Origin of the sequence: Dechloromonas denitrificans (genome assembly GCF_001551835.1) — a bacterium.
Taxonomy (GTDB): Bacteria; Pseudomonadota; Gammaproteobacteria; order Burkholderiales; family Rhodocyclaceae; genus Azonexus; species Azonexus denitrificans.
The window spans coordinates 574,322-594,543 of record NZ_LODL01000021.1; the positions used below are offsets into that span (position 1 = coordinate 574,322).

21 protein-coding genes are annotated in these 20,222 nt (G+C 63.2%); 14 read left to right on the forward strand and 7 right to left on the reverse strand.

Annotated features, from left to right (window positions below; translation table 11 throughout):
- Window positions 1-7: 7 nt before the first annotated feature.
- The 3 genes from AT959_RS13830 to AT959_RS13840 all read right to left on the reverse strand — a co-directional run bounded on the left by AT959_RS13830 (window position 8) and on the right by AT959_RS13840 (window position 5,169).
- Entirely contained in the window at window positions 8-2,263 is a 2,256-nt protein-coding gene (locus tag AT959_RS13830; protein WP_066884023.1) for a cyanophycin synthetase, read from the reverse strand.
- 137 nt (window positions 2,264-2,400) lie between these two features.
- Window positions 2,401-2,871: a cyanophycin metabolism-associated DUF1854 family protein gene (locus tag AT959_RS13835; RefSeq protein WP_066884025.1), complete on the reverse strand. Its 471-nt coding sequence runs from the start codon at window positions 2,869-2,871 to the stop codon at window positions 2,401-2,403.
- A gap of 3 nt (window positions 2,872-2,874) precedes the next feature.
- Window positions 2,875-5,169: a cyanophycin metabolism-associated ABC transporter gene (locus AT959_RS13840; RefSeq protein ID WP_066884027.1), complete on the reverse strand. Its 2,295-nt coding sequence runs from the start codon at window positions 5,167-5,169 to the stop codon at window positions 2,875-2,877.
- Between the two features lie 126 nt (window positions 5,170-5,295).
- Here AT959_RS13840 and nirJ point away from each other — a divergent pair, with 126 nt between their 5' ends.
- Together nirJ and AT959_RS13850 are read left to right on the forward strand one after the other, a co-directional pair.
- Window positions 5,296-6,435, forward strand: a complete 1,140-nt coding sequence (nirJ, locus tag AT959_RS13845) for a heme d1 biosynthesis radical SAM protein NirJ (RefSeq protein ID WP_066884029.1) — start codon at window positions 5,296-5,298, stop codon at window positions 6,433-6,435.
- Window positions 6,436-6,479: 44 nt separating this feature from the next.
- The gene (locus AT959_RS13850; RefSeq protein WP_066884447.1) at window positions 6,480-8,021 is read left to right on the forward strand and encodes a nitrite reductase; all 1,542 of its coding nucleotides are present in this window, start codon (window positions 6,480-6,482) and stop codon (window positions 8,019-8,021) included.
- 51 nt (window positions 8,022-8,072) lie between these two features.
- Here AT959_RS13850 and AT959_RS13855 read toward each other — a convergent pair whose 3' ends face one another.
- Window positions 8,073-8,759, reverse strand: coding sequence for a 2-phosphosulfolactate phosphatase (locus AT959_RS13855; RefSeq protein WP_066884031.1), 687 nt, complete (start codon window positions 8,757-8,759; stop codon window positions 8,073-8,075).
- 54 nt (window positions 8,760-8,813) lie between these two features.
- Window positions 8,814-9,020 (reverse strand): hypothetical protein, encoded by a 207-nt coding sequence (locus AT959_RS13860; RefSeq protein ID WP_066884033.1) that lies wholly within the window; start codon window positions 9,018-9,020, stop codon window positions 8,814-8,816.
- A gap of 270 nt (window positions 9,021-9,290) precedes the next feature.
- Between AT959_RS13860 and AT959_RS13865 the strand changes: the two genes are divergently transcribed.
- From AT959_RS13865 to AT959_RS13885, 5 genes are all read left to right on the forward strand, one after another.
- Complete coding sequence (locus AT959_RS13865; RefSeq protein ID WP_066884035.1) at window positions 9,291-9,977, forward strand: L,D-transpeptidase family protein; 687 nt, start codon at window positions 9,291-9,293, stop codon at window positions 9,975-9,977.
- Window positions 9,978-10,056: 79 nt separating this feature from the next.
- Complete coding sequence (locus AT959_RS13870) at window positions 10,057-11,301, forward strand: nucleoside recognition domain-containing protein (protein ID WP_205629915.1); 1,245 nt, start codon at window positions 10,057-10,059, stop codon at window positions 11,299-11,301.
- 94 nt (window positions 11,302-11,395) lie between these two features.
- The gene (locus AT959_RS13875) at window positions 11,396-11,971 is read left to right on the forward strand and encodes a pseudouridine synthase (RefSeq protein WP_066884037.1); all 576 of its coding nucleotides are present in this window, start codon (window positions 11,396-11,398) and stop codon (window positions 11,969-11,971) included.
- A complete protein-coding gene (locus AT959_RS13880; RefSeq protein WP_066884039.1) occupies window positions 11,964-12,407 on the forward strand; it encodes a DUF192 domain-containing protein in 444 nt (147 codons plus the stop codon). The genes AT959_RS13875 and AT959_RS13880 overlap by 8 nt, the downstream gene beginning before the upstream one ends.
- The gene (locus AT959_RS13885) at window positions 12,407-12,937 is read left to right on the forward strand and encodes a chorismate--pyruvate lyase family protein (protein ID WP_066884041.1); all 531 of its coding nucleotides are present in this window, start codon (window positions 12,407-12,409) and stop codon (window positions 12,935-12,937) included. Before AT959_RS13880 ends, AT959_RS13885 begins: the two co-directional genes overlap by 1 nt.
- A gap of 44 nt (window positions 12,938-12,981) precedes the next feature.
- On the opposite strand, the gene AT959_RS13890 is transcribed toward AT959_RS13885, so the two are convergent.
- Window positions 12,982-13,566 carry a superoxide dismutase gene (locus tag AT959_RS13890; protein ID WP_066884043.1) on the reverse strand — a complete coding sequence of 195 codons (585 nt, stop codon included), beginning with the start codon at window positions 13,564-13,566 and terminating at the stop codon, window positions 12,982-12,984.
- 38 nt (window positions 13,567-13,604) lie between these two features.
- On the reverse strand, window positions 13,605-14,957 hold the full coding sequence (gene xseA, locus AT959_RS13895) for an exodeoxyribonuclease VII large subunit (RefSeq protein ID WP_066884044.1): 1,353 nt from the start codon (window positions 14,955-14,957) through the stop codon (window positions 13,605-13,607).
- 282 nt (window positions 14,958-15,239) lie between these two features.
- On the opposite strand from xseA, the gene AT959_RS13900 reads away from it, so the two are divergent.
- The 7 genes from AT959_RS13900 (at window position 15,240) to AT959_RS13930 (ending at window position 20,205) form a co-directional block, all read left to right on the forward strand.
- On the forward strand, window positions 15,240-15,845 hold the full coding sequence (locus AT959_RS13900) for a MotA/TolQ/ExbB proton channel family protein (protein WP_066884045.1): 606 nt from the start codon (window positions 15,240-15,242) through the stop codon (window positions 15,843-15,845).
- Window positions 15,846-15,848: 3 nt separating this feature from the next.
- A complete protein-coding gene (locus tag AT959_RS13905) occupies window positions 15,849-16,265 on the forward strand; it encodes an ExbD/TolR family protein (RefSeq protein ID WP_066884046.1) in 417 nt (138 codons plus the stop codon).
- The gene (lpxK, locus tag AT959_RS13910) at window positions 16,265-17,263 is read left to right on the forward strand and encodes a tetraacyldisaccharide 4'-kinase (RefSeq protein WP_066884047.1); all 999 of its coding nucleotides are present in this window, start codon (window positions 16,265-16,267) and stop codon (window positions 17,261-17,263) included. The genes AT959_RS13905 and lpxK overlap by 1 nt, the downstream gene beginning before the upstream one ends.
- Window positions 17,244-17,417, forward strand: a complete 174-nt coding sequence (locus tag AT959_RS13915) for a Trm112 family protein (protein ID WP_066884049.1) — start codon at window positions 17,244-17,246, stop codon at window positions 17,415-17,417. The genes lpxK and AT959_RS13915 overlap by 20 nt, the downstream gene beginning before the upstream one ends.
- Window positions 17,418-17,419: 2 nt before the next feature.
- Window positions 17,420-18,193, forward strand: coding sequence for a 3-deoxy-manno-octulosonate cytidylyltransferase (gene kdsB / locus AT959_RS13920; protein WP_066884051.1), 774 nt, complete (start codon window positions 17,420-17,422; stop codon window positions 18,191-18,193).
- An 87-nt stretch (window positions 18,194-18,280) separates the two neighbouring features.
- Complete coding sequence (adk, locus tag AT959_RS13925) at window positions 18,281-18,934, forward strand: adenylate kinase (protein WP_066884052.1); 654 nt, start codon at window positions 18,281-18,283, stop codon at window positions 18,932-18,934.
- Between the two features lie 11 nt (window positions 18,935-18,945).
- Window positions 18,946-20,205, forward strand: coding sequence for a 6-phosphofructokinase (locus tag AT959_RS13930; RefSeq protein ID WP_066884053.1), 1,260 nt, complete (start codon window positions 18,946-18,948; stop codon window positions 20,203-20,205).
- Window positions 20,206-20,222: the final 17 nt, after the last annotated feature.

Genomic DNA, 20,222 nt, shown 5'->3' on the forward strand with positions numbered 1-20,222 from the left:
TTCCTCGTTATTTCCGGGCGGTAGCCGGCTTCTTTGCGGGTTGTGACTTCTTGGCGAGCTGCGGCAGCAGGGCAGCGGGGTCGGCCAGTTCGAGGCCGAAGGTCTTCATCCCCGTTGTCAGCACTTCCTTGCTCAGGCCCATGGCCCAGCCTGCAGCAATGCTGGCCAGTACGTTGGCAATATTTTTCGCTTGCTTGGCCTTGCCGATGTAGGGCGCATCGACCAGTCGGCTGAGGCGGATTTCATCGTTGCCGGCACGCAGCACAACCCGCTTGTCGACCACCGTGACGCCGCGCTTGCCGGCGGCCAGGTGAGTGGCCAGAGTCGGATTGGCCGGATCGACGGCGAAGAAAATGACTTCGCCGTCGCACAGTTCGGCAAAGTCGGCGACCAGTTCGTCTTCGGCATTGAGCACGGCGTGGCCAGTGGGCAGCACGACATCGACTTGCGTCCGGTAGATGGAACGCGGTGTCGTGTAGTACTCGCCGCCGGTCGGCTGGACGTCCCAGCGTGACAGGCCTTCGTCGTCCGGCGCGATGTTGGTGACGATGCCGACCGAGCAGCGGTCGTAGGCCAGGCCTTCGCCGAGGATGACGGGGGCGCCGTTCTCGATCACCGCGGCCTGGACCGAGCGATTGAGCAGCAGGCGACGGCCGCCTTCCCAGTTGGCGGCGGAGGTTTTCTGGACGTGCCGGCGGCCGAGATAGATGCCGTCCTTGCAGGCCAGACCGGCATGCTGCCCGGAGAGATAGATCAGGTGGGCGACCATCTTGGCAACTGCATTCCGGCCGTGCGTACCGCTGACGCCAACCAGCGGCACGCGGCCACTCGGGCCGTCGCCGAACAGGTTGTTGACGATGGCCTGGCCGACCGGGCGCGGCTTGCCGATCCCCGGCTTGATGTGCATCAGCAGGCTGGGGCCGGCATTGACCTCGACGATGGCACCGCCCTGCGGTCCCAGCGGCTTGGAGATATCCTGGCAGACCAGGTCGATGCCGGCGATGTCGAGGCCGACGACGCGGGCGGCCAGTGCGGCAACCTGGGCGGTGTCGGGATGGACTTCGTCGGTGCAGTCGAAGGCGTGGTTGGCGTTGCGCTGGATCAGCACTTCGCGCTCCTTGGCCGGCACGCTGTCGGCATTCAGGCCCAGGCGTTCGAGCTCGATCTTGGCGGCGGTGTCGATGCGGATGATCGACAGCGGGTGCAATTCGGTGGTGCCGCGCCGGGGGTCGATATTGACCTGGCTGTCGATCAGTTGCTGCACCGTCGACTTGCCGTCGCCGATGACGGTGATCAGGTCGCTGCGATTGGCGGCAACCAGCTTGCCGCCAACCACCAGCAGGCGGTGTTCGATGCCCTGGATGGAACGTTCGACGAGCACGCCGGAGCCTTCCTCGACGGCGATGGCGTAGGCCTTGGCGACTTCTTCCTTGGTCGTCAGGTCGATGAAGACGCCACGGCCGTGGTTGCCGTCGGTCGGCTTGACGACGACCGGCACGCCGATGTCCTCAGCCGCATCCCAGGCGTCGTCGGCATTGTCGACTTCGCGCCCTTCCGGCACCGGGACGCCGACCGAGGAAATCAGCTCCTTGGTCAGGTCCTTGTCGCGCGAAATGGTTTCGGCGATGGCGCTGGTCTGGTCGGTTTCGGCTGTCCAGATGCGGCGCATGGCGGCGCCGTAGCCGAGCTGGACGAGGTTGCCGTCGTCGAGCAGGCGGATGTGCGGAATGCCGCGCGCTTCGGCGGCATTGACGATGGCGGCGGTGGACGGGCCGAGGTACTTGCGATCCACCCGGCGGCGCAGGGTGTCGATGGTGTCGGCCATGTCGAAAGGCTTGTCTTCGACGGCGGCGAGGATCAGTTCGATACCCTTGTCGAGCGCCAGACGGGTGATGTCGTCCTGCCAGTTGCTGATCGCCAGCTTGTAGACGCCGCGTGTCGTTGTTTCGCGGGTGCGGCCGAAACCGTCGGGCAGGCCGCCCAGGGTCATCAGTTCGAGGGCGACGTGTTCGAGGACGTGGCCGAGCCAGGTACCTTCGTCGAGGCGGCGCAGGAAGCCGCCGTGTTCGCCGTAGTTGCAGCGGTGTTCGACCAGCGACGGCAGCCAGGCTTTCAGGCGGTCGACGAAGCCGGGCAGCTTGTTGCTGGGGTAGTCCTCGAATTCGCCGATGTCGATCCAGGCTTCGATGGCTGGCGGGTAGGTCCAGATGCTCGGGCCACGCAGGGAAATGATGTCCCGAATGATGATGTCTTTTTTCTTCATGCTCGTTTCGCCCAGCTCCGTTCCGCTGTCAGAAATTGTTATGGGGCAGCTGGTAATTATTAACGCTTTCGTCGCGTCGTGGATTACCGATGACGAAAAATTGTCACCATTTGCTACAGGGTGTTACAGGCCGGGCTTCACAGGAAGCGGTCGAGCAGTTTGCGGCTCTGGCGGTCGAGTTGCGTCAGGTCGCGGACCAGAAACTGGATGCCGTGGCTGTCGGCGATCAGCAGGCGGGTCTGCGACAGGCGGCGGATATCCTCTTCGCCTTTCAGCACCAGCTCGGTCTGGCCGCGATTGGTGACCAGTTGCCAGGTGCTCGGGCAGGCGAAGCTGGAAACTTCAGTGATCTGTTCGATTTCCGGGACGAACTCGCGGCTGGCCAGTTCCTCCTCGATCAGGCGGCCGATGGCCGGGGGCAGGTCGGCAATGCGATCGACCCAGCCGACTTCGTGGCCTTCGTAATTGACCAGCGATAGCCCTTCGTCGGGGGCGGCGATGGGAAAGGCGCGGACCGGGGTGACGCCTTCATGGCGCTCGCCGTTTTCGGTGGTCAGGACCAGTCGACCGTAGCTGTCGCTGTGCAGTTGGAAATTGACGTTCGACATGGTTTATTCCGCGTGAGTTTTGAGCTGTTCCGGGGCGCGCGGCAGCAAAGGCTCGGTATCGACGTTGCGGGCCTGGGCCATGTAGAGCTTGAAGTAATGCCCTTCGGTCGCCATCAATTCGTCGTGGTTGCCAATTTCGACGATCCGGCCGCGGTCCATGACAACCAGCCGGTCGGCCTTGCGCAGCGTGCTCAGGCGGTGCGCGATGGCGATGGTGGTACGGCCCTTGACCAGGTTGTCCAGAGCCTTTTGGATTTCCTTCTCGGTTTCAGTGTCGACCGCCGAGGTTGCCTCGTCGAGGATCAGGATGCGCGGGTCGATCAACAGGGCGCGGGCGATGGAAATCCGCTGGCGTTCACCACCGGACAGGCCCTGGCCGCGTTCACCGACCAGCGAGTCGTAGCCGTGCGGCAGGCGCAGGATGAACTCATGGGCGTGCGCGGCGCGGGCAGCGGCGATGATTTCCTGACGCGTCGCATTGGGCTTGCCGTAGGCGATGTTGTCGGCGATGGTGCCGAAAAACAGGAAAGGCTCCTGCAACACCAGGCCGATGTGCTGGCGGAATTCGGCGACCGGTACCGAGCGGACATCGACGCCGTCGATCAGCACCTGGCCTTCGGTGACGTCGTAGAAGCGGCAGATCAGGTTGACCAGCGTCGACTTGCCGGAACCGCTGTGGCCGACCAGGCCGATCATTTCGCCGGGTTCGATGACCAGATCGACGTCGCGCGTCACGGCGCGGGTGCCGTAGCGGAAGCTGGCCTTTTTCAGTTCGAGACGACCGGTCACCTTGCTCAGATGCACCGGCTTGCTCGGCTCGGGCACGCTGGAGACGTGGTCGAGGATGTCGAAGATACGCTTGGTGGAGGACGCGGCGCGCTGGGTGGCGGAGACGATCCGGCTCATCGAATCGAGTCGGGTGTAGAAGCGGCCGATGTAGGCGAGGAAGGCGGTCAGCACGCCGACCGTCGAGTCACCCTTGGAAATCTGCCAGATGCCGAAGACCCAGACGACGAGCAGGCCGACCTCGGTGAGCAGGGTCACGGTCGGGGTGAACAGCGACCAGGTCTTGTTCAGCTTGTCGTTCATCTGCAGGTTGTGCTCGTTGGCGGCGCGGAACCGCTCGCCTTCGCGCTTTTCCTGGGCAAAGGCCTTGACGACCCGGATGCCGGGGATGGTGTCGGCCAGCACGTTGGTCACTTCGGCCCAGACGCGGTCGATCTTCTCGAAGCCGGTGCGCAGCTTTTCGCGGACGAAGTGGATCAGCCAGCCGATGATCGGCAAGGGCAGCAGCGTGACCAGCGCCAGCCACGGATTGATCGAGAACAGGATGACGGCGGTCATCGTGATCATCAGCACGTCGGTGGCGAAATTGAGCAGGTCGAGCGACAGGAAGATGTTGATGCGGTCGGTCTCGTTGCCGATCCGGGCCATCAGGTCGCCGGTCCGCTTGCCGCCGAAATATTCGAGCGACAGGCCGAGCAGGTGCTCGTAGGTGGTGGTGCGCAGGTCGCGGCCCATCCGTTCGGAAACCAGCGACAGGATGTAGGTGCGGATCCAGCCCAGCCCCCAGGCCAGCGCAGCGGCGCCGAACAGGCCACCTAGGTACATGCCGACCAGCGGCCAGTCGATTGGCTTGCCGTTCTGGAAAGGAATCAGCACCTCGTCCATCAGCGGCATGGTCAGGTAGGGCGGGACCAGTTGGGCGGCGGTCGACGCCAGGGTCAGCAGAAAACCGGTCAGCAGTTGCCAGCGGTAGGGGCGGGCGAAGCGCCACAGGCGGAACAGCGTCCAGGTGGATGGGGATACCGTCGCCTCGCGGCTGCAGATCGGGCATTCCTCGACCCCCGGTTCGAGCGGTGCCTTGCATTTCGGGCAAACGTCGTCGTCGGGCCGTTGCACGGCCTGGCCGCTGACGATGGCGGCCTGATGCAGTTCGAATTCGCTGATCACCCGCAACGCCGCCAGGTTGTGGCTCAGCGTGTAGCGCCAGGCAGCCAGTCGGCCGGCTTCATCGAGCAGTTCCAGCGTGCCGACGCCGGCATTGTCGTGGTGGTTCAGTGCCAGACCGGCACGCAGCGGCCAGGCCGACCAGGTCGGTTCACTGGGTGCCCGGGCCAGCAGGCGCTGGTCGGTGACCGCGATCAGGCCGGAGGCGAACTGCAGCCGCGTATCGAGGTCAATTTCCAGCCAGCATTGAATTTTTTCGCCAGCGAGCAGTTGCGATTCGATCGCGGCGGCCCAATGGCCGGGGAGCACCGGCTCATTGCCAGCGGTGTTTTGTGCATTGGGGGTCATTTGGGGAGTATACCGCAAGGCTTGTGCTACCCAGTTAACGCCCCTATTTTCCGGCGGTTGACTCACGTCAAGGAGTTGCTAGCCGGGCTGCCGTTGAATACGCCCACATCGCCAGCAAGGACATCCATGTTTCGCATCTCTCAGTACATGCAGGAAATCGCCGAACCCACACCGCTCGGCCCCAAGCGCAATCCACCCGGCCCGGTGGTGATCTGGAATCTGATCCGGCGCTGTAACCTGACCTGCAAGCATTGCTACTCGATTTCGGCCGATACCAATTTCCCCGGCGAGTTGAGCACCGAGCAGGTCTATACGGTGATGGACGACCTCCGGGGCTTCAAGGTGCCGGTGCTCATCCTGTCCGGCGGTGAACCGCTTTTGAGGCCCGATATCTACGACATCGCCAAGCGTGCCAAGGCCAAGGGCTTCTATGTCGGCCTGTCGTCGAACGGCACGCTGATCGACGAGAGCAACATCGCCCAGATCGCCGAATGCGATTTCAACTACGTCGGCGTCTCGCTCGACGGCATCCGCGAAACGCACGACAAGTTCCGCCGGATGGAGGGCGCTTTCGAAGCGTCGCTCAAGGGCATCCGGCTGTGCCGCGATCTCGGTCTGAAGATCGGCGTCCGGTTCACGATGACGCAGGACAACGCCCACGATCTGCCCGGCCTGCTCAAGCTGGTCGAGGATGAAGGCATCGATCGCTTTTACTTCTCGCACCTGAACTACGCCGGGCGCGGCAACAAGAACCGCAAGGACGACGCCCAGCACCAGCTGACGCGCTGGGCGATGGATCTGCTCTTCGATACCTGCTGGGAGTACAACCAGCGTGGCCTGAACAAGGAATTCACCACCGGCAACAACGACGCCGACGGCGTCTATTTCCTGCACTGGGTGCGCCGGCGCTTTCCGGACAAGGCGGCGCATGTCGAGGCCAAACTGCGCCAATGGGGCGGTAATTCGTCGGGGGTCAATGTCGCCAATATCGACAACCTGGGCAATGTTCATCCGGACACCATGTGGTGGCACCACAACCTGGGCAACGTCAAGGATCGGCCGTTTTCCGAAATCTGGCCGGACACCTCGGATGCACTGATGGCCGGTCTCAAGCAGCACCCGCGGGCGGTCAAAGGGCGCTGCGGCAGTTGCGCCTACCTGCAGATCTGTAACGGCAACACCCGGGTCCGGGCCCAACAAATGACCGGTGACGCCTGGGCGGAAGACCCCGGCTGCTACTTGGCCGACGAGGAAATTGCATCGTGAACTGGAAAATCCTGATCCCGGCAGGCTTTGCCGTCTATTTCCTGATGGCGATGGCGCAACTGGCCGAAGCGTCCGATACCCACGCCAATTTCCAGCAGCATTGCGCCGCCTGTCACGGGGCCGACCGCCTGGGCGGCATCGGCCCGGCGCTGCTGCCGGACAACCTGGCCCGGCTTCGCAAGCCGGAGGCGGAAAAAGTCATCCGCGAAGGTCGACCGGCGACGCAGATGCCAGCCTTTGGCGGCAAGTTGTCGGCCGAGGAGGTCAAGGCCCTGGTCGATTACGCCTATACCCCGATCAAGCCGATGCCGGTCTGGGGCGAAAAGGAAATCAGCGCCTCGCGGATCGTCAGCTACGCACCGGGCAGCTTGCCGGACAAGCCGCAGTTCAGCGCCGACCCGATGAACCTGTTCGTCGTCGTCGAAAGCGGCGATCACCATGTCTCGATCCTCGACGGCGACAAGCTGGCGCCGATCCATCGCTTCCAGTCGCGTTTCGCGCTGCACGGCGGGCCGAAATTCACGCCGGACGGACGTTACGTCTTCTTCGCATCGCGCGATGGCTGGATCACCAAGTTCGACATGTGGAACCTCAAGGTCATCGCCGAAGTGCGAGCCGGCATCAATACCCGCAACGCAGCGGTCTCCGGCGATGGCAAATGGGTGGCGGTGGCCAACTACCTGCCGCACAGCCTGGTCATTCTCGATGCCGATCTGAACCTCGCCAAAATCCTGCCGGTCAGCGACAAGGATGGCAAGACGAGCTCGCGCGTTTCCGCCGTCTATGACGCTTCGCCGCGGCAGAGCTTCGTCGCCGCGCTGAAGGACGTCAAGGAGGTGTGGGAGGTCTCATACAACCCGAAGGCCGATGAAATCCCGACCGGCATGATCCACGACTTCAAGTATCGCGAAGGGGCTTTCATTCCCGGCTTCCTCAATCCGCGACGCAGCCAGCTCGACGATTATCTCGACGATTTCTACTTTACCCAGGGCTACGACGAAGTGATGGGCGCCTCGCGCAACGACGCGAAGAGCGCGGTCAGCGGCCAGGTGGTCAACCTCGACGCGCGCAAGAAAATCGCCAACCTCGAACTGCCCGGCATGCCGCATCTCGGTTCCGGCATCAGCTGGAAATGGAAGGACAAGGCTGGGCAGGAGCGGACGGTGATGGCGACGCCGAACCTCAACGAAGGCCTGATCAGCATCATCGACATGAAGACCTGGCAGACCATCAAGCAGATCAAGACGCGCGGCCCCGGCTTCTTCATGCGCAGCCACGAAAACAGCCGCTACGCATGGACCGATTCAATGATGAGCAAGGAGTTCAAGGACACCATGCAGATCATCGACAAGGAAACGCTGGAAATCGTCGCCGAATTGAAGCCGGAGCCGGGCAAGACCTTCGCCCACGTCGAATTCACCAAGGATGGCAAGTACGTACTGGCCAGCCTGTGGGAGGACAACGGCGCGCTGATCATCTATGACGCGGCAACCCTCCAGGAAGTGAAGCGCCTGCCGATGCGCAAACCGGTCGGCAAGTACAACGTCTGGAACAAGATCACCAAGTCGGAAGGCACCAGCCACTGAGGGAGGGGGCAGTTTCCATTTTTGCCGGAAACTGCCGGTCGACCGCAGCGCTCAGCGGATGATCAGGTGCCCGTCATCGTGGTGGACGGGCATCGCAAAGCCGAAGAGATCGGGCTGGGCGCAGAGTTCGAGGTCGCCTGGGCGCAGATTCGGCCAGCTGCCGGCCGTGAAGCGCCGGCCGAAATCGGAGTCCCGCACCCGTTGGGCAAATTGGGCCGGGGCCGGCTGTTCGCCGCGCAGCAAGGATTCGATGTAGTCGGCGCAGGCGATGTCTTCGTCGCCATCGCGATCGACCCATTCGCCGGTGATGACGAAGCAGACTTCCCTGGCGCCTGCCGCGCGGATCGCCTCGGCCGTCGCCCGGGCGCACACCAGGCTGGCAGCGTAGAGTTGGCGGGCGTGGCGGAAACGCTGCAGGCCGCGTACTCCGGCCGCCGTACTCAGTACCACCGTCTTGCCGGTCAGGTCGGCCTGCATCAACTGGGCGGGCGAGTTGCCGAAATCGAAGCCGGGCATCGGGTCGCCGCCGACTACGGCGCCGACCGAGACCGCCTGTGGCATTCTGTCGAGCAGGGCCGCCGCGGTGCTGATCTCGGCTACCGGGTAAATGGCCCGTGCCCCGTGGGCCAGCGCCACCGCTGCCGTCGTGAATGAGCGCAGAACGTCGATGACGACCACCGTGTCAGCGGCGTCTGACTGGTTTTGCAGACGATTCAGGAAAGTACGGGAAAACTTCATGGCGCTTGCCTAAAGCGGAGGCCGGGCTGGCCTCGCGCCAGGTTCTTGCCGGGCTTACTGGCCCAGGTGCTGCAAAACGGTATGCAGGCGTTCCGCCGCATAGGCCGCTTCCGGATCGTTTTCGGTCAGTTTCAGAATGTCGGCCCAGTTGATGTAGCGATCGAGGCGAACAAGGGCCTTGGTGCTGGTCGAGTCTAAATCGATGGCCAAAACCACTTTGTCACCGTTGGCATCGATCTTGTACTCAAGTGATCCTTGCATGTTTCATTCTCCAGGTTGTCAGGCGATTGGTCGCCGCAGTGTATAGGGCCAGCCGCGCAAATGAAATGCCAGCCGGCGCCTGCCAAGGATAGCAAGGCGCCGGGGGGCTGGATTTGCGCTAGAGCAAATGTTGCTGCGGCTTGCACCCGGCCGAGGCTCGGCAAGGGATGCCTGGGATAAGGCTTTTCCGGCATTCCTGCGGTCGACCGCCAAAATCGGTCAAAATCGCCATTCACCTTTCCCTGGCCGCCGCTGTGCGGCCCTTGCCTGATGACGCCGCTTTTGCCTGCTTGCCGCCAGTTGTTGCTCTGCCTTGCCGCCGATTGGGATGCCCCGCACGGCCGCCTGCAGCGTTTTGAACGTTTGCCGGCCGGCGGCTGGGCGCCGCTTGGCCCGGTACTGCCGATCAGTCTGGGGCGGGCCGGCCTGGCCTGGGGGCGAGGGCTGCATCCGGCACAGCCGGGGCGGAGCAAGCAGGAGGGCGATGGGCGGGCGCCGGCCGGAGTCTTCGCGATCAGCGCGCTGTTCGGCTACGGCGCGGCGGACAGTCCGCTGGCCCGTGCCGCCAAGCTGCCTTACCTGTCGGCGAGGCGCGACCTGAAGTGCGTCGACGATCCGGCCTCGGCGCATTACAACTGCGTCGTCGATCAGTCGGCGGTGGCGGTGGATTGGGTGTCGTGCGAGGAAATGTTGCGCGACGATGCGCGCTACGCAGTGGGGGCGGTGGTGGCGCATAACGCCACACCGCCGCTGGCCGGCTGCGGTTCGTGCATCTTTTTGCACGTCTGGGCGGCGCCCGGGGTGCCGACGGCGGGCTGTACGGCGATGGCGCTGGCCGACATGACGGCGATTGCCGGTTGGCTGGATGGCGCGGCGGCGCCGGTGCTGGTCCAGTTGCCGCAGGCGGTATACGACGATTTGCGTGAAACCTGGGGCCTGCCGGAGTTGGGCGACTGAGCGAGGGGGCGGGCGCTTTCGACAATTGCCGGGGGCTCCACTAGACTGGCGGGCCTTCAACCTTTCGGCCATTCCGCTTGTGCTCAATAAAATCTGGGTCGCCTTCATCCTCGTCGGCTTTGTCGCGGCGGTGGCGCAGTTGCTGCAGGGCGACCTTGAGATCTTTACGCGCGTGCTGAACGGGTTGTTCGAGACGGCGAAGACCGGCTTCGACATTTCGCTGGGTCTGGTCGGCGTCATGAGCCTGTGGCTGGGGGTGATGAAAATCGGTGAACGGGGCGGCCTGATCGAACTGTTCAGCCGCGTCGTGGCGCCCTTTTTCCGCCGTGTCTTTCCCGACATCCCGGCTGGCCATCCGGCCAGCGGCAGCATCGTGATGAATGTCAGCGCCAACATGCTCGGCCTCGACAACGCGGCGACGCCGCTCGGCCTGAAGGCGATGCAGGAACTGCAGGAAATCAACCCGCACAAGGACACCGCCAGCAACCCGATGATCATGTTCCTGGTCCTCAACACGGCTGGCATCACGCTGATTCCGACTTCGGTGATCGCCATCCGCCAGAGCATCGCGCTGAAGCAGGGGCTGGTCGGCTTCAACGCCGCCGACATCTTTTTGCCGACCCTGCTCGGCACCTTTGTTTCTTTCTGCGCCGGCCTGGTCGCGGTCGCCCTCTGGCAGCGCATCAACCTATTCTGCAAGCCGGTGCTGGCCTTCTTCGCCGGTTTCGCGGCGCTGATGGGCGGCCTGTATTTCTGGCTGGCCGGGATGCCGGCCGAGCAGATGGCGCAGATGATCGGCCTGCTCGGCAGCGGCCTGATCGTTTCGCTGATCGTGCTCTTCGTCGCCGTTGCCGCCTGGCGTGGTATCGATGTCTACGAGAGTTTCGTCGAGGGTGCCAAGGAAGGCTTCGGTGTCGCGGTGCAGATCATTCCCTACCTGATCGCCATGCTGGTGGCGATTTCGGTATTTCGCACCACCGGTGGCATGGACTGGCTGATCGGCGGCATTCGCAGTGTCGTCCTGGCCCTTGGCCTGAACGACGATTTTGTCCCGGCGCTGCCGGTCGGCCTGATGAAGACCCTGAGCGGCAGCGGCGCCCGTGGCCTGATGGTCGATGTGATGACGACCTACGGCGTCGATTCCTTCCCGGGCAAGCTGGCGGCGATCATCCAGGGCTCGACTGAAACGACTTTCTACGTGCTGGCCGTCTATTTCGGCAGCGTCGGCATCACCAAGACCCGCTACGCGCTGGCCGGCGGCCTGATCGCCGACGCGGTCGGATTGGTTGGGGCGATCCTGATCGGCTATGCCTTCTACCATTGAACGCCTGCGACCATAGAAGCAAGAACTGGCCCTAGGGGCGACCCTAAAAATCGGCGAAAATTGCGCCTTTACCGCAGCCCGGAAAACCTGACCCGTGTCCTCCATCGTTTTCTTCAACAAGCCTTACGGCGTCCTCAGCCAGTTCACGCCGGAAGGCAAGTGGCGGGCGCTCGACGAGTTCATTCCGGTCAAGGATGTCTATGTCGCCGGCCGCCTCGATGCCGACAGCGAAGGCCTGTTGCTGCTGACCGATGACGGCAAGTTGCAGGCGAAGATCGCCGATCCCAGGCACAAGCTGGTCAAGACCTACTGGGCGCAGGTCGAAGGCGTGCCGGACGAGGCGGAGTTGGATCGGCTGCGCGCCGGCATCAAGCTCTCCGATTTCACTGCACAGCCGGCCAAGGTGCGGCTGATCGACGCGCCGGCCGATCTCTGGGAGCGCGATCCGCCGATCCGCTTCCGCGCCGCGATCCCGACTGCGTGGCTGGAAATCCGCATTGCCGAAGGCAAGAACCGCCAGGTTCGGCGGATGACGGCGGCCATCGGGTATCCTACGCTGCGTTTGATTCGGGCCGCCATCGGGGCGGCGACGCTGGAGGGTCTGGCGCTTGGGCAATGGCGACAGATCAGCGGCAGTTACCAGGATTTGCAAGGAAAGATCAATGAATAGAACCGTCATCGGCCTGCTCGCCGGTTTGCTCGGCAGCGCTGCCGCCTGGGCCCAGAATTCCATGCCGGTCATGGAGTTGACCGCCGGCTTCCACCGCATCGAGGCGGAAGTCGCCGCCACAGACCAGAACCGCCAGATCGGCCTGATGCAGCGCAAGGCGATGCCGGCGCAGCGCGGCATGCTGTTCGTCTTCCCGCAGAACAACACCCACTGCATGTGGATGCGCAATACCTTCATTCCGCTGTCGGTCGCCTTCATCGACAGCGATGGCTACATCATCAACATCGAAGACATGCAGCCGCAGACCGAGGACAACCATTGCGCCCGCAAGCCGGCCCGCTATGCGCTGGAGATGAATATCGGCTGGTTCGCCCAGCGCGGCCTCAAGCCGGGCGTCAAGCTGAACGGCATCGACAAGGCGCCGCGGCCGCAGTAATGAAACGCAGCAAATGGCAGACCTGCCTGCCGGCCAGTCTGCACGATCCGCTCTTGCGCTCCTGGCTGCGCGAGCCTGATTCGCTGACGGCGCGTTGCCAGCGGGCGAGCCGCCATTTTCGCGTGCGTCTGCTCAACTATGGCAAGGGGCGGGCGCTGGCCGACGAGGCGGCGGGCTGCGACAACGGACGGCAACCGGCCTGGGTGCGCGAAGTGGCCCTCGAATGCGACGGTCGCCCGATTATTTTTGCCCATACCACGCTGTCGACCGCCGGCAACGGCCGTCTGTCGCGCTGGATGGCTGGCTTGGGCCAGCGCTCGCTGGGCTCCCTGCTCTTTGCCTATCCCGGCTTCACGCGCGGCGGTATCGAGTTTCTCCGGCTCGATGCGCGCCACCCGCTTTACCGGCGGGCGGCTGCCTTGGCCGAAGTGGGTGATCATCTCTGGGCGCGCCGCTCGGCGCACCACCTGGGGCGACAAAGCGTCCTGGTGACCGAAGTTTTCCTGCCGGATATCAGTCGCCTGAAATGAAAAAACCTCGCCGCGGCGAGGTTTTTGACTTCAGCTGATGAAAATCAGGCGAAGTTGGCTTCGACGAAGGACCAGTTGACCAGCGAGGCCAGGAAGGTTTCAACGAACTTCGGACGCATGTTGCGGTAGTCGATGTAGTAGGCGTGTTCCCAGACGTCGACGCAGAGCAGGGCCTTGTCGCCGGTGGTCAGCGGGGTGCCGGCAGCGCCCATGTTGACGATGTCGAGCGAACCGTCAGCCTTCTTGACCAGCCAGGTCCAGCCGGAACCGAAGTTGCCGACGGCGGAGGTCTGGAAAGCCGTCTTGAAGGCATCCAGCGAACCCCACTTGGCATCGATGGCAGCGGCCAGGGCACCGCTCGGGGCGCCGCCGCCGTTCGGCTTCATGCAGTTCCAGAAGAAGGTGTGGTTCCATACTTGGGCTGCGTTGTTGTACACGCCGCCGGCCGGGGCCTTCTTGACGATGGCTTCGAGGTCGAGGTTTTCGTACTCGGTACCCTTGATCAGGTTGTTCAGGTTGGTGACGTAAGCCTGGTGGTGCTTGGAATAGTGATAGTCAAAGGTCTCGGCCGACATGTGCGGGGCGAGGGCATCCTTGGCGTAGGGCAGCTGGGGCAGTTGATGTTCCATTTATATTCTCCGTTGTATTGAGGGGTGAAACAAAAATTCTAGACAGCTTCGTCGGCGACGACAACCTGATTCACCGTCGCCTGCGCCGAACCGCGGGCAAAGCTGAGTTTGAGGAGGTCGCCGGCGGCCAGCTGAGTCGCATCGCGCACGGCTCGTCCGTCCGGGGCAATGACCAGAGTATAGCCACGGGCGAGGACGGCATGTGGATCAAGCTGGCTGAGACCGCTGGCCAGCGCTTTTAGTTTCCCGGCCTGTTGAGAAATTTGCCAGCGCAGTTGGCTGTGTAGCCGGTAGTGCAAGTGGCCGAGGTGTTCGCCGAGCTTGGCCGGCTGCGGCCGGGCCTTGGCATGGCGCTGGCTGACCGCCTGCAGGCGTAGTTGCTGGTTCTCGATTTGGCGGCCGAGGGACTGGCCCAGACGGCAAGCCAGCAGCTCGAGCTCTTGCCGGCGCTGGCCGATGCGTTCGGCCGGGTGCAGCAGGCGGGTGCCGAGCCAGTCGAGGCGCTGCTGCTGCTCGGCGATGCTGCGCTCCATGCGGCGGGCCAGCTGGCGTTGCAGTTCGGCCAGGCGGCCGAGCAGGGTGTCGCGATCCGGGCTGGCCAGTTCGGCGGCGGCGGTCGGGGTGGGGGCGCGCAAGTCGGCAGCGAAATCGGCGATGGTGAAATCCGTTTCGTGACCGACCCCGGCCACCACCGGCACGGCCGAGGCGCGAATGGCGCGGGCGACGCATTCCTCGTTGAAGGCCCAGAGGTCTTCGATGCTGCCGCCGCCGCGACAGAGAATGATCGTATCGCAACCGCTGCGGCTGGCCTGGCCGAGGGCGGCGGCAATTTTTTCGCCGGCCCCTTCGCCCTGCACCGGGCAGGGAAACAATGAAAGACGCAGATGCGGGGCTCGTCGGTGCAGCGTCGTCAGTACGTCGCGCAAGGCGGCGGCCTGCAGGCTGGTGACGATGCCGAGATGGCGCGGAAAGACGGGCAGCGGCCGTTTGCTCTCGCTGGCGAAGAGGCCTTCGCTTTCCAGTTGCGCCTTCAGGCGCAGGAAGCGTTCGAAGAGATCGCCCTGGCCGGCGCGGCGGATGGCTTCGATATTGAGCTGGAACTCGCCGCGTGGTTCGTAGAAGGAAACCAGGGCGCGCGCTTCGACCTTTTGCCCGTTCTCCAGGCGCCAGCCGAGCAGTTGCGCCCGGCTGCGCCACATCACGCAGCGCACCTGGGCGCTGGCATCCTTCAGCGAGAAGTAAACGTGGCCGGAAGCGGCGTAGGTCAGGTTGGAAATCTCACCGCCGACCCAGGTCAGCGGGAAAGTTGCTTCGAGACATTCGCGGACCAGCCGGTTCAGGCTGGAAACGCTGAGCGTTGAGTTACTGACAGGCGTGACGGGATTGGGCATGGTCGGATTGTAACCCGATGGACTTTGTTATTGCCGATGCTTGACACATTGAAATTTTTTCAAGCTATTGATTATTAATGGTTTAAATAATATGCCTTGTTTTTTGGCAGAGTAGGAAAAGTCCTTTGCCCAATGGGGTTTAGCGCACTTGATGACAAGTCATGCACAGACTTATCCACAGCTTTTGGGGATAAGCGGCGGCAGGCCGGATTTTTTGGGGCTTGCTCAGGCGTCGGGCGAGAGGCAAAATCGCAGGCTAACTTCCCAACGAGGATTCCCCACGTGTTTGCGATTGTTCAGGCTGCAGGCTGGCCGATCTGGCCGTTGTTGCTGGCCTCCATCATTTCGGTTGCGCTGATTATCGAGCGCCTGGTTGCCTTGCGCCGTTCCAAGGTCGTGCCGCACGGTCTGTTGCAACGGGCAGTCGGCGAATTCAAGCGCGGCGCCAACAACGACAAGCTGCTTGAGGAACTGGATCGTCATTCGCCGCTCGGCCGCGTGCTGTCGGCCGGCCTGCGCAACGTCAATTCCTCGCGCGAAATCATGAAGGAGTCGATCGAAGAGTCCGGTGGCGCGGTGGCGCACGACCTGAACCGCTACCTGACGACGCTCGGCACCATCGCCTCGATCAGCCCCTTGATGGGCCTGTTCGGCACCGTCGTCGGCATGATCGAGATTTTCGGTTCGCAGTCGCCAACCGGTTCGAATCCGCAGCAACTGGCGCACGGCATTTCCATCGCCCTCTACAACACCGGTTTCGGTCTGGTCATCGCCATCCCGAGCATGATCTTCTGGCGCCATTTCCGCGCCCTGGTCGACGGCTTGGTGGTCGAGATGGAGCAGCAGGCCATCCGCCTCGTCGAATACATGCACGGCGACCGGAAGTAAGCGATGAATTTTCAGCGCGGCCGGAGCCGGGAAGAGCCGGAAATCAACCTGATTCCCATGATCGACGTCCTGCTGGTCATCATCATCTTCTTGATGCTGACCACGACCTACGCCAAGTTCTCCGGGCTGGAGATCAACCTGCCGACGGCGGATGCCGCCAAGCAGGCCGAGCCGCCGAACGAGATCGATGTCGCAGTGACCGCCAGCGGCCAGATTTTGATCAATAAATCACCGTTGACCGCCGCCGACATCAAGAGCATCGCCGATGGCCTGCGCCGGGCGGCCGGTGCGAAACAGGACCCGGTCATCGTCATCAATGCCGATGCCAAGGCCACCCACCAAAGTGTCGTCGATGTGATGCAGGCGGCGCAGACGGCGGGTTATCCGCACATTTCCTTCGCCACCCAGACGCCACGTTGATGTTTGCCCGCTGGTTGCAGCGACAGTGGTTCGAGCAACGCCGGCTTTCGCCGGCGTTGTGGCTTCTGCTGCCGCTGTCCTGGTTGTTTGCCGGGCTGGCTGCGCTGAATCGTCGGCATGCCAAGCCGGTACGGCTGCCGGTGCCGGTCATCGTGGTTGGCAATATCACCGTTGGCGGTGCCGGCAAGACGCCGCTGACCATCTGGCTGGCCCGGCAATTGAAGGAACAAGGCTGGCGGCCCGGCATCGTCAGCCGCGGCTACGGCGGTGAGAATGCGGCGCCGCGCGCCGTTTCACCTTTCGCCGTGCCGGCCGAGGTCGGCGATGAGCCGATCCTGCTCGCCCGGCGCAGCGGGGTGCCGGTCTGGGTCGGCCGTGACCGGGCGGCGGCTGCTCAGGCGCTGCTGGCGGCGCAGCCGGAGGTCAATATCATTCTCTGCGATGACGGTTTGCAGCACTACCGACTGGGCCGCGATGTCGAACTGGCCGTTTTCGATGGTCGCGGCGCCGGCAACGGCTGGCGCTTGCCGGTTGGTCCCCTGCGCGAACCGCTGAGCCGTATTGCTGCGGTCGACGCCGTCATTTGCAACGGTTTGCCCGATGCGCGGCTGCCGGCCGCAGTGCCGAGCTTCGCCATGCGCTTGCTGCCGGGGAATTTTTACCGTCTAGACGAGCCGCAGCATTGGTGCGAAGCAGCAGCTTTGGCTGGCAAAAAGCTCTACGCAATGGCCGGGATTGGCGATCCCGGGCGATTTTTCCGGATGCTGGAAGGGCTGGGCCTCGCCTGCGAAACCCATCCCTTTCCCGATCACCATGCCTATACCGCCGGCGACCTGGCTTTTGCCAAAGACGGCATCCTGCTGATGACAGAGAAGGATGCAGTAAAATGCGCCGGTCTTACGGCCGGTGAAACTTGGGTTTTGCCCGTCGAGGCCGAGCTTTCGCCGGCCCTTATTGAACACATTCAGGAGAAACTCCGTGGACGCCAGGCTGCTTGATATCCTCGTCTGCCCGATTTGCAAGGGCAATCTCGAACACCGCAAAGCCGAAAAGGAACTGGTCTGCAAACCTTGCAAGCTGGCTTTCCCGATTCGCGACGACATTCCGATCATGCTCGAAGACGAGGCGCGGCAACTGGGCGCGGACGAGTAAGCATGTCCGGCCTCGCTTTCAAGGTCGTCATTCCGGCTCGTTATGCCTCTACCCGCTTGCCGGCCAAGCCGCTGCTCGATCTTGGCGGCAAGCCGATGGTGGTGCGCGTCGCCGAGCGCGCCCGTTTGTCCGGCGCCGAGGAAATCTGGGTGGCAACCGATCATCCGGAAGTGCGGGCCGCCGCCGAGGCGCATGAAGTCGCGGCCCTGATGACGCGGGCCGACCATCCGACCGGCACCGACCGGCTGGCCGAAGTCGTTGAGCAGCGAGGCTGGAGCAGCGACACCATCATCGTCAATGTGCAAGGCGACGAGCCGCTGATCGAGCCGGAAGTGATCATCCAGACGGCGCGCCAACTGGCGGCCAGCGGTGCGGATATCGCCACGGTGGCGCACCCGATCCGCGAAGCGGCCGATTTCTTCAATCCGAATGTCGTCAAGGTCGTTTGCCGCGCCGATGGGGATGCCGCCTATTTTTCCCGGGCGCCGATTCCCTATGCGCGCGATCACTTCGCCCGCGAAAACGGCGGCGAAACGCTGCCACCCGACTTTCCGGCCTATCGCCATGTCGGGCTTTACGCCTACCGGGCGAGCTTTTTGAAGGCTTACGCCGGGTTGACCGCCGCGCCCACCGAGCAGTTCGAATCGCTCGAGCAATTGCGTGCCCTTTGGCATGGCTACCGGATCAGCGTGACCCTGATCGATGCCGCGCCGGCGCCGGGTGTCGACACGCCCGAAGATGCCGAGCGGATGCGCAAACTGTTTGACCGGGCCTGAAATAGCGAGTAATTTTTCGCTCCTAGAGAACGGCTCCAGATAACGCCGATAACAAGAATTTTTGACTCATATACCGAGGGACTTTCCATGAAATTGATTTTGTTGGGCGCGCCCGGCGCCGGCAAGGGTACGCAAGCCACATTCATCTCCAAAGAATTTGGCATTCCGCAGATTTCCACCGGCGACATGCTGCGCGCCCAGGTCAAGGCGGGCACCGCCCTCGGTCTGGAAGCCAAGAAGCACATGGATGCGGGCGGCTTGGTGCCGGACGCGGTCATCATCGGCATGGTCAAGGATCGCCTGACCCAGGACGATTGTAAGAACGGTTACCTGTTCGACGGTTTTCCGCGCACCATTCCGCAAGCTGACGCCATGAAGGACGCCGGCGTGGCGATTGATTTCGTCCTCGAAATCGACGTCCCGGACAGCGACATCGTCGAACGTATGGCCGGCCGCCGTGCCCACCTCGCTTCCGGTCGTACCTACCACGTCAAGTTCAACCCGCCGAAAGTCGCAGGCAAGGATGACGTGACCGGCGAAGACCTGGTCCAGCGCGACGACGACAAGGAAGAAACCGTCAAGAAGCGTCTCGATATCTATCACTCGCAGACCAAGCCGCTGGTCGATTTCTACACCAAGTGGGCCGCCCAGGGCGATGCCAAGGCACCGAAGGTGCGCAAGGTGGCCGGTGTCGGTTCCGTCGATGCAATTACCAAGAGCGTTTTTGACGCCTTGAAGTAAAGGAGCGCACGATGCCGGCGAGGAATGCCTTCTATGCACAGTCAGGGGGCGTCACCGCCGTCATCAACGCCACGGCGTGCGGCCTGATTCAGGAGGCACGCCGCCATCCCGACAATATCGGGAAAGTCCTGGCCGGTCGCGACGGCATCATCGGTGCCTTGACCGAAGACCTGATCGACACCAGCCTCGAAACCGATGAGGCCATTGCCCGCCTGCGCAGTACGCCGGGTGGCGCCTTCGGTTCCTGCCGTTACAAGCTGAAGAGCCTGGAAGACCACCGCGCCCAGTACGAGCGCTTGATCGAGGTCTTCAAGGCGCACGATATCGGCTATTTCTTCTATAACGGCGGCAACGATTCGATGGACACCGCCTGGAAGGTGTCGCAGATCGCCGAGAAGCTGGGTTACCCGGTGGTTTGCGTCGGTGTTCCGAAAACGGTCGATAACGACCTGCCGCTGACCGACTGCTGCCCGGGCTTCGGTTCGGTCGCCAAGTATGTCGCGACCTCGATCCGCGAAGCGGGCTACGACGTCGCCTCGATGGCGCGCACCTCGACCAAGATCTTCGTGCTGGAAGTGATGGGGCGCCATGCCGGCTGGATCACCGCGGCCTGCGGCCTGGCTTCGGAAAATGCCGGCGAGCCGCCGCATATCCTGCTGTTTCCGGAGGTGCCGTTCGACCCGGCGCGTTTCCTGGCGCGCGTCCAGGCGTGCGTTGACCAGTATGGCTATTGCACGGTGGCCGTTTCGGAGGGCTTGTCCGATGCCGATGGCAAGCTGATTGCCGATTCCGGGACGAAAGACGCCTTCGGCCACTCGCAACTGGGCGGCGTCGGCCAGATCGTCGCGCAGTTGATCAAGGACAAGCTCGGCTACAAGTATCACTGGGCGCTGGCCGACTACCTGCAGCGGGCAGCCCGCCATCTGGCCTCGAAGACCGATGTCGAACAGGCGCACGCCTTGGGCGTTGCTGCGGTCGACCTCGCCCTGCAGGGCAAAAATGCGGTGATGGCGACCATCGAGCGCCTGGCCGATACGCCGTATCGCTGGCGAATCGGCGAGGCGCCGCTGAAGGATGTTGCCAATGTCGAACGCAAGATGCCGGCCGAGTTTATCGCGGCCGACGGTTTCCATATCACCGATGCCTGCCGCACCTATCTGCAGCCGTTGATCGCCGGCGAAGAGCCGCCGCCGTATCGCGACGGGCTGCCCGACTATGTGCGTTTGAATAACAAGAGCGTCGAGAAAAAATTGCCGGAGTTCAAAATCTGATTTTTCGTTAGCCACTG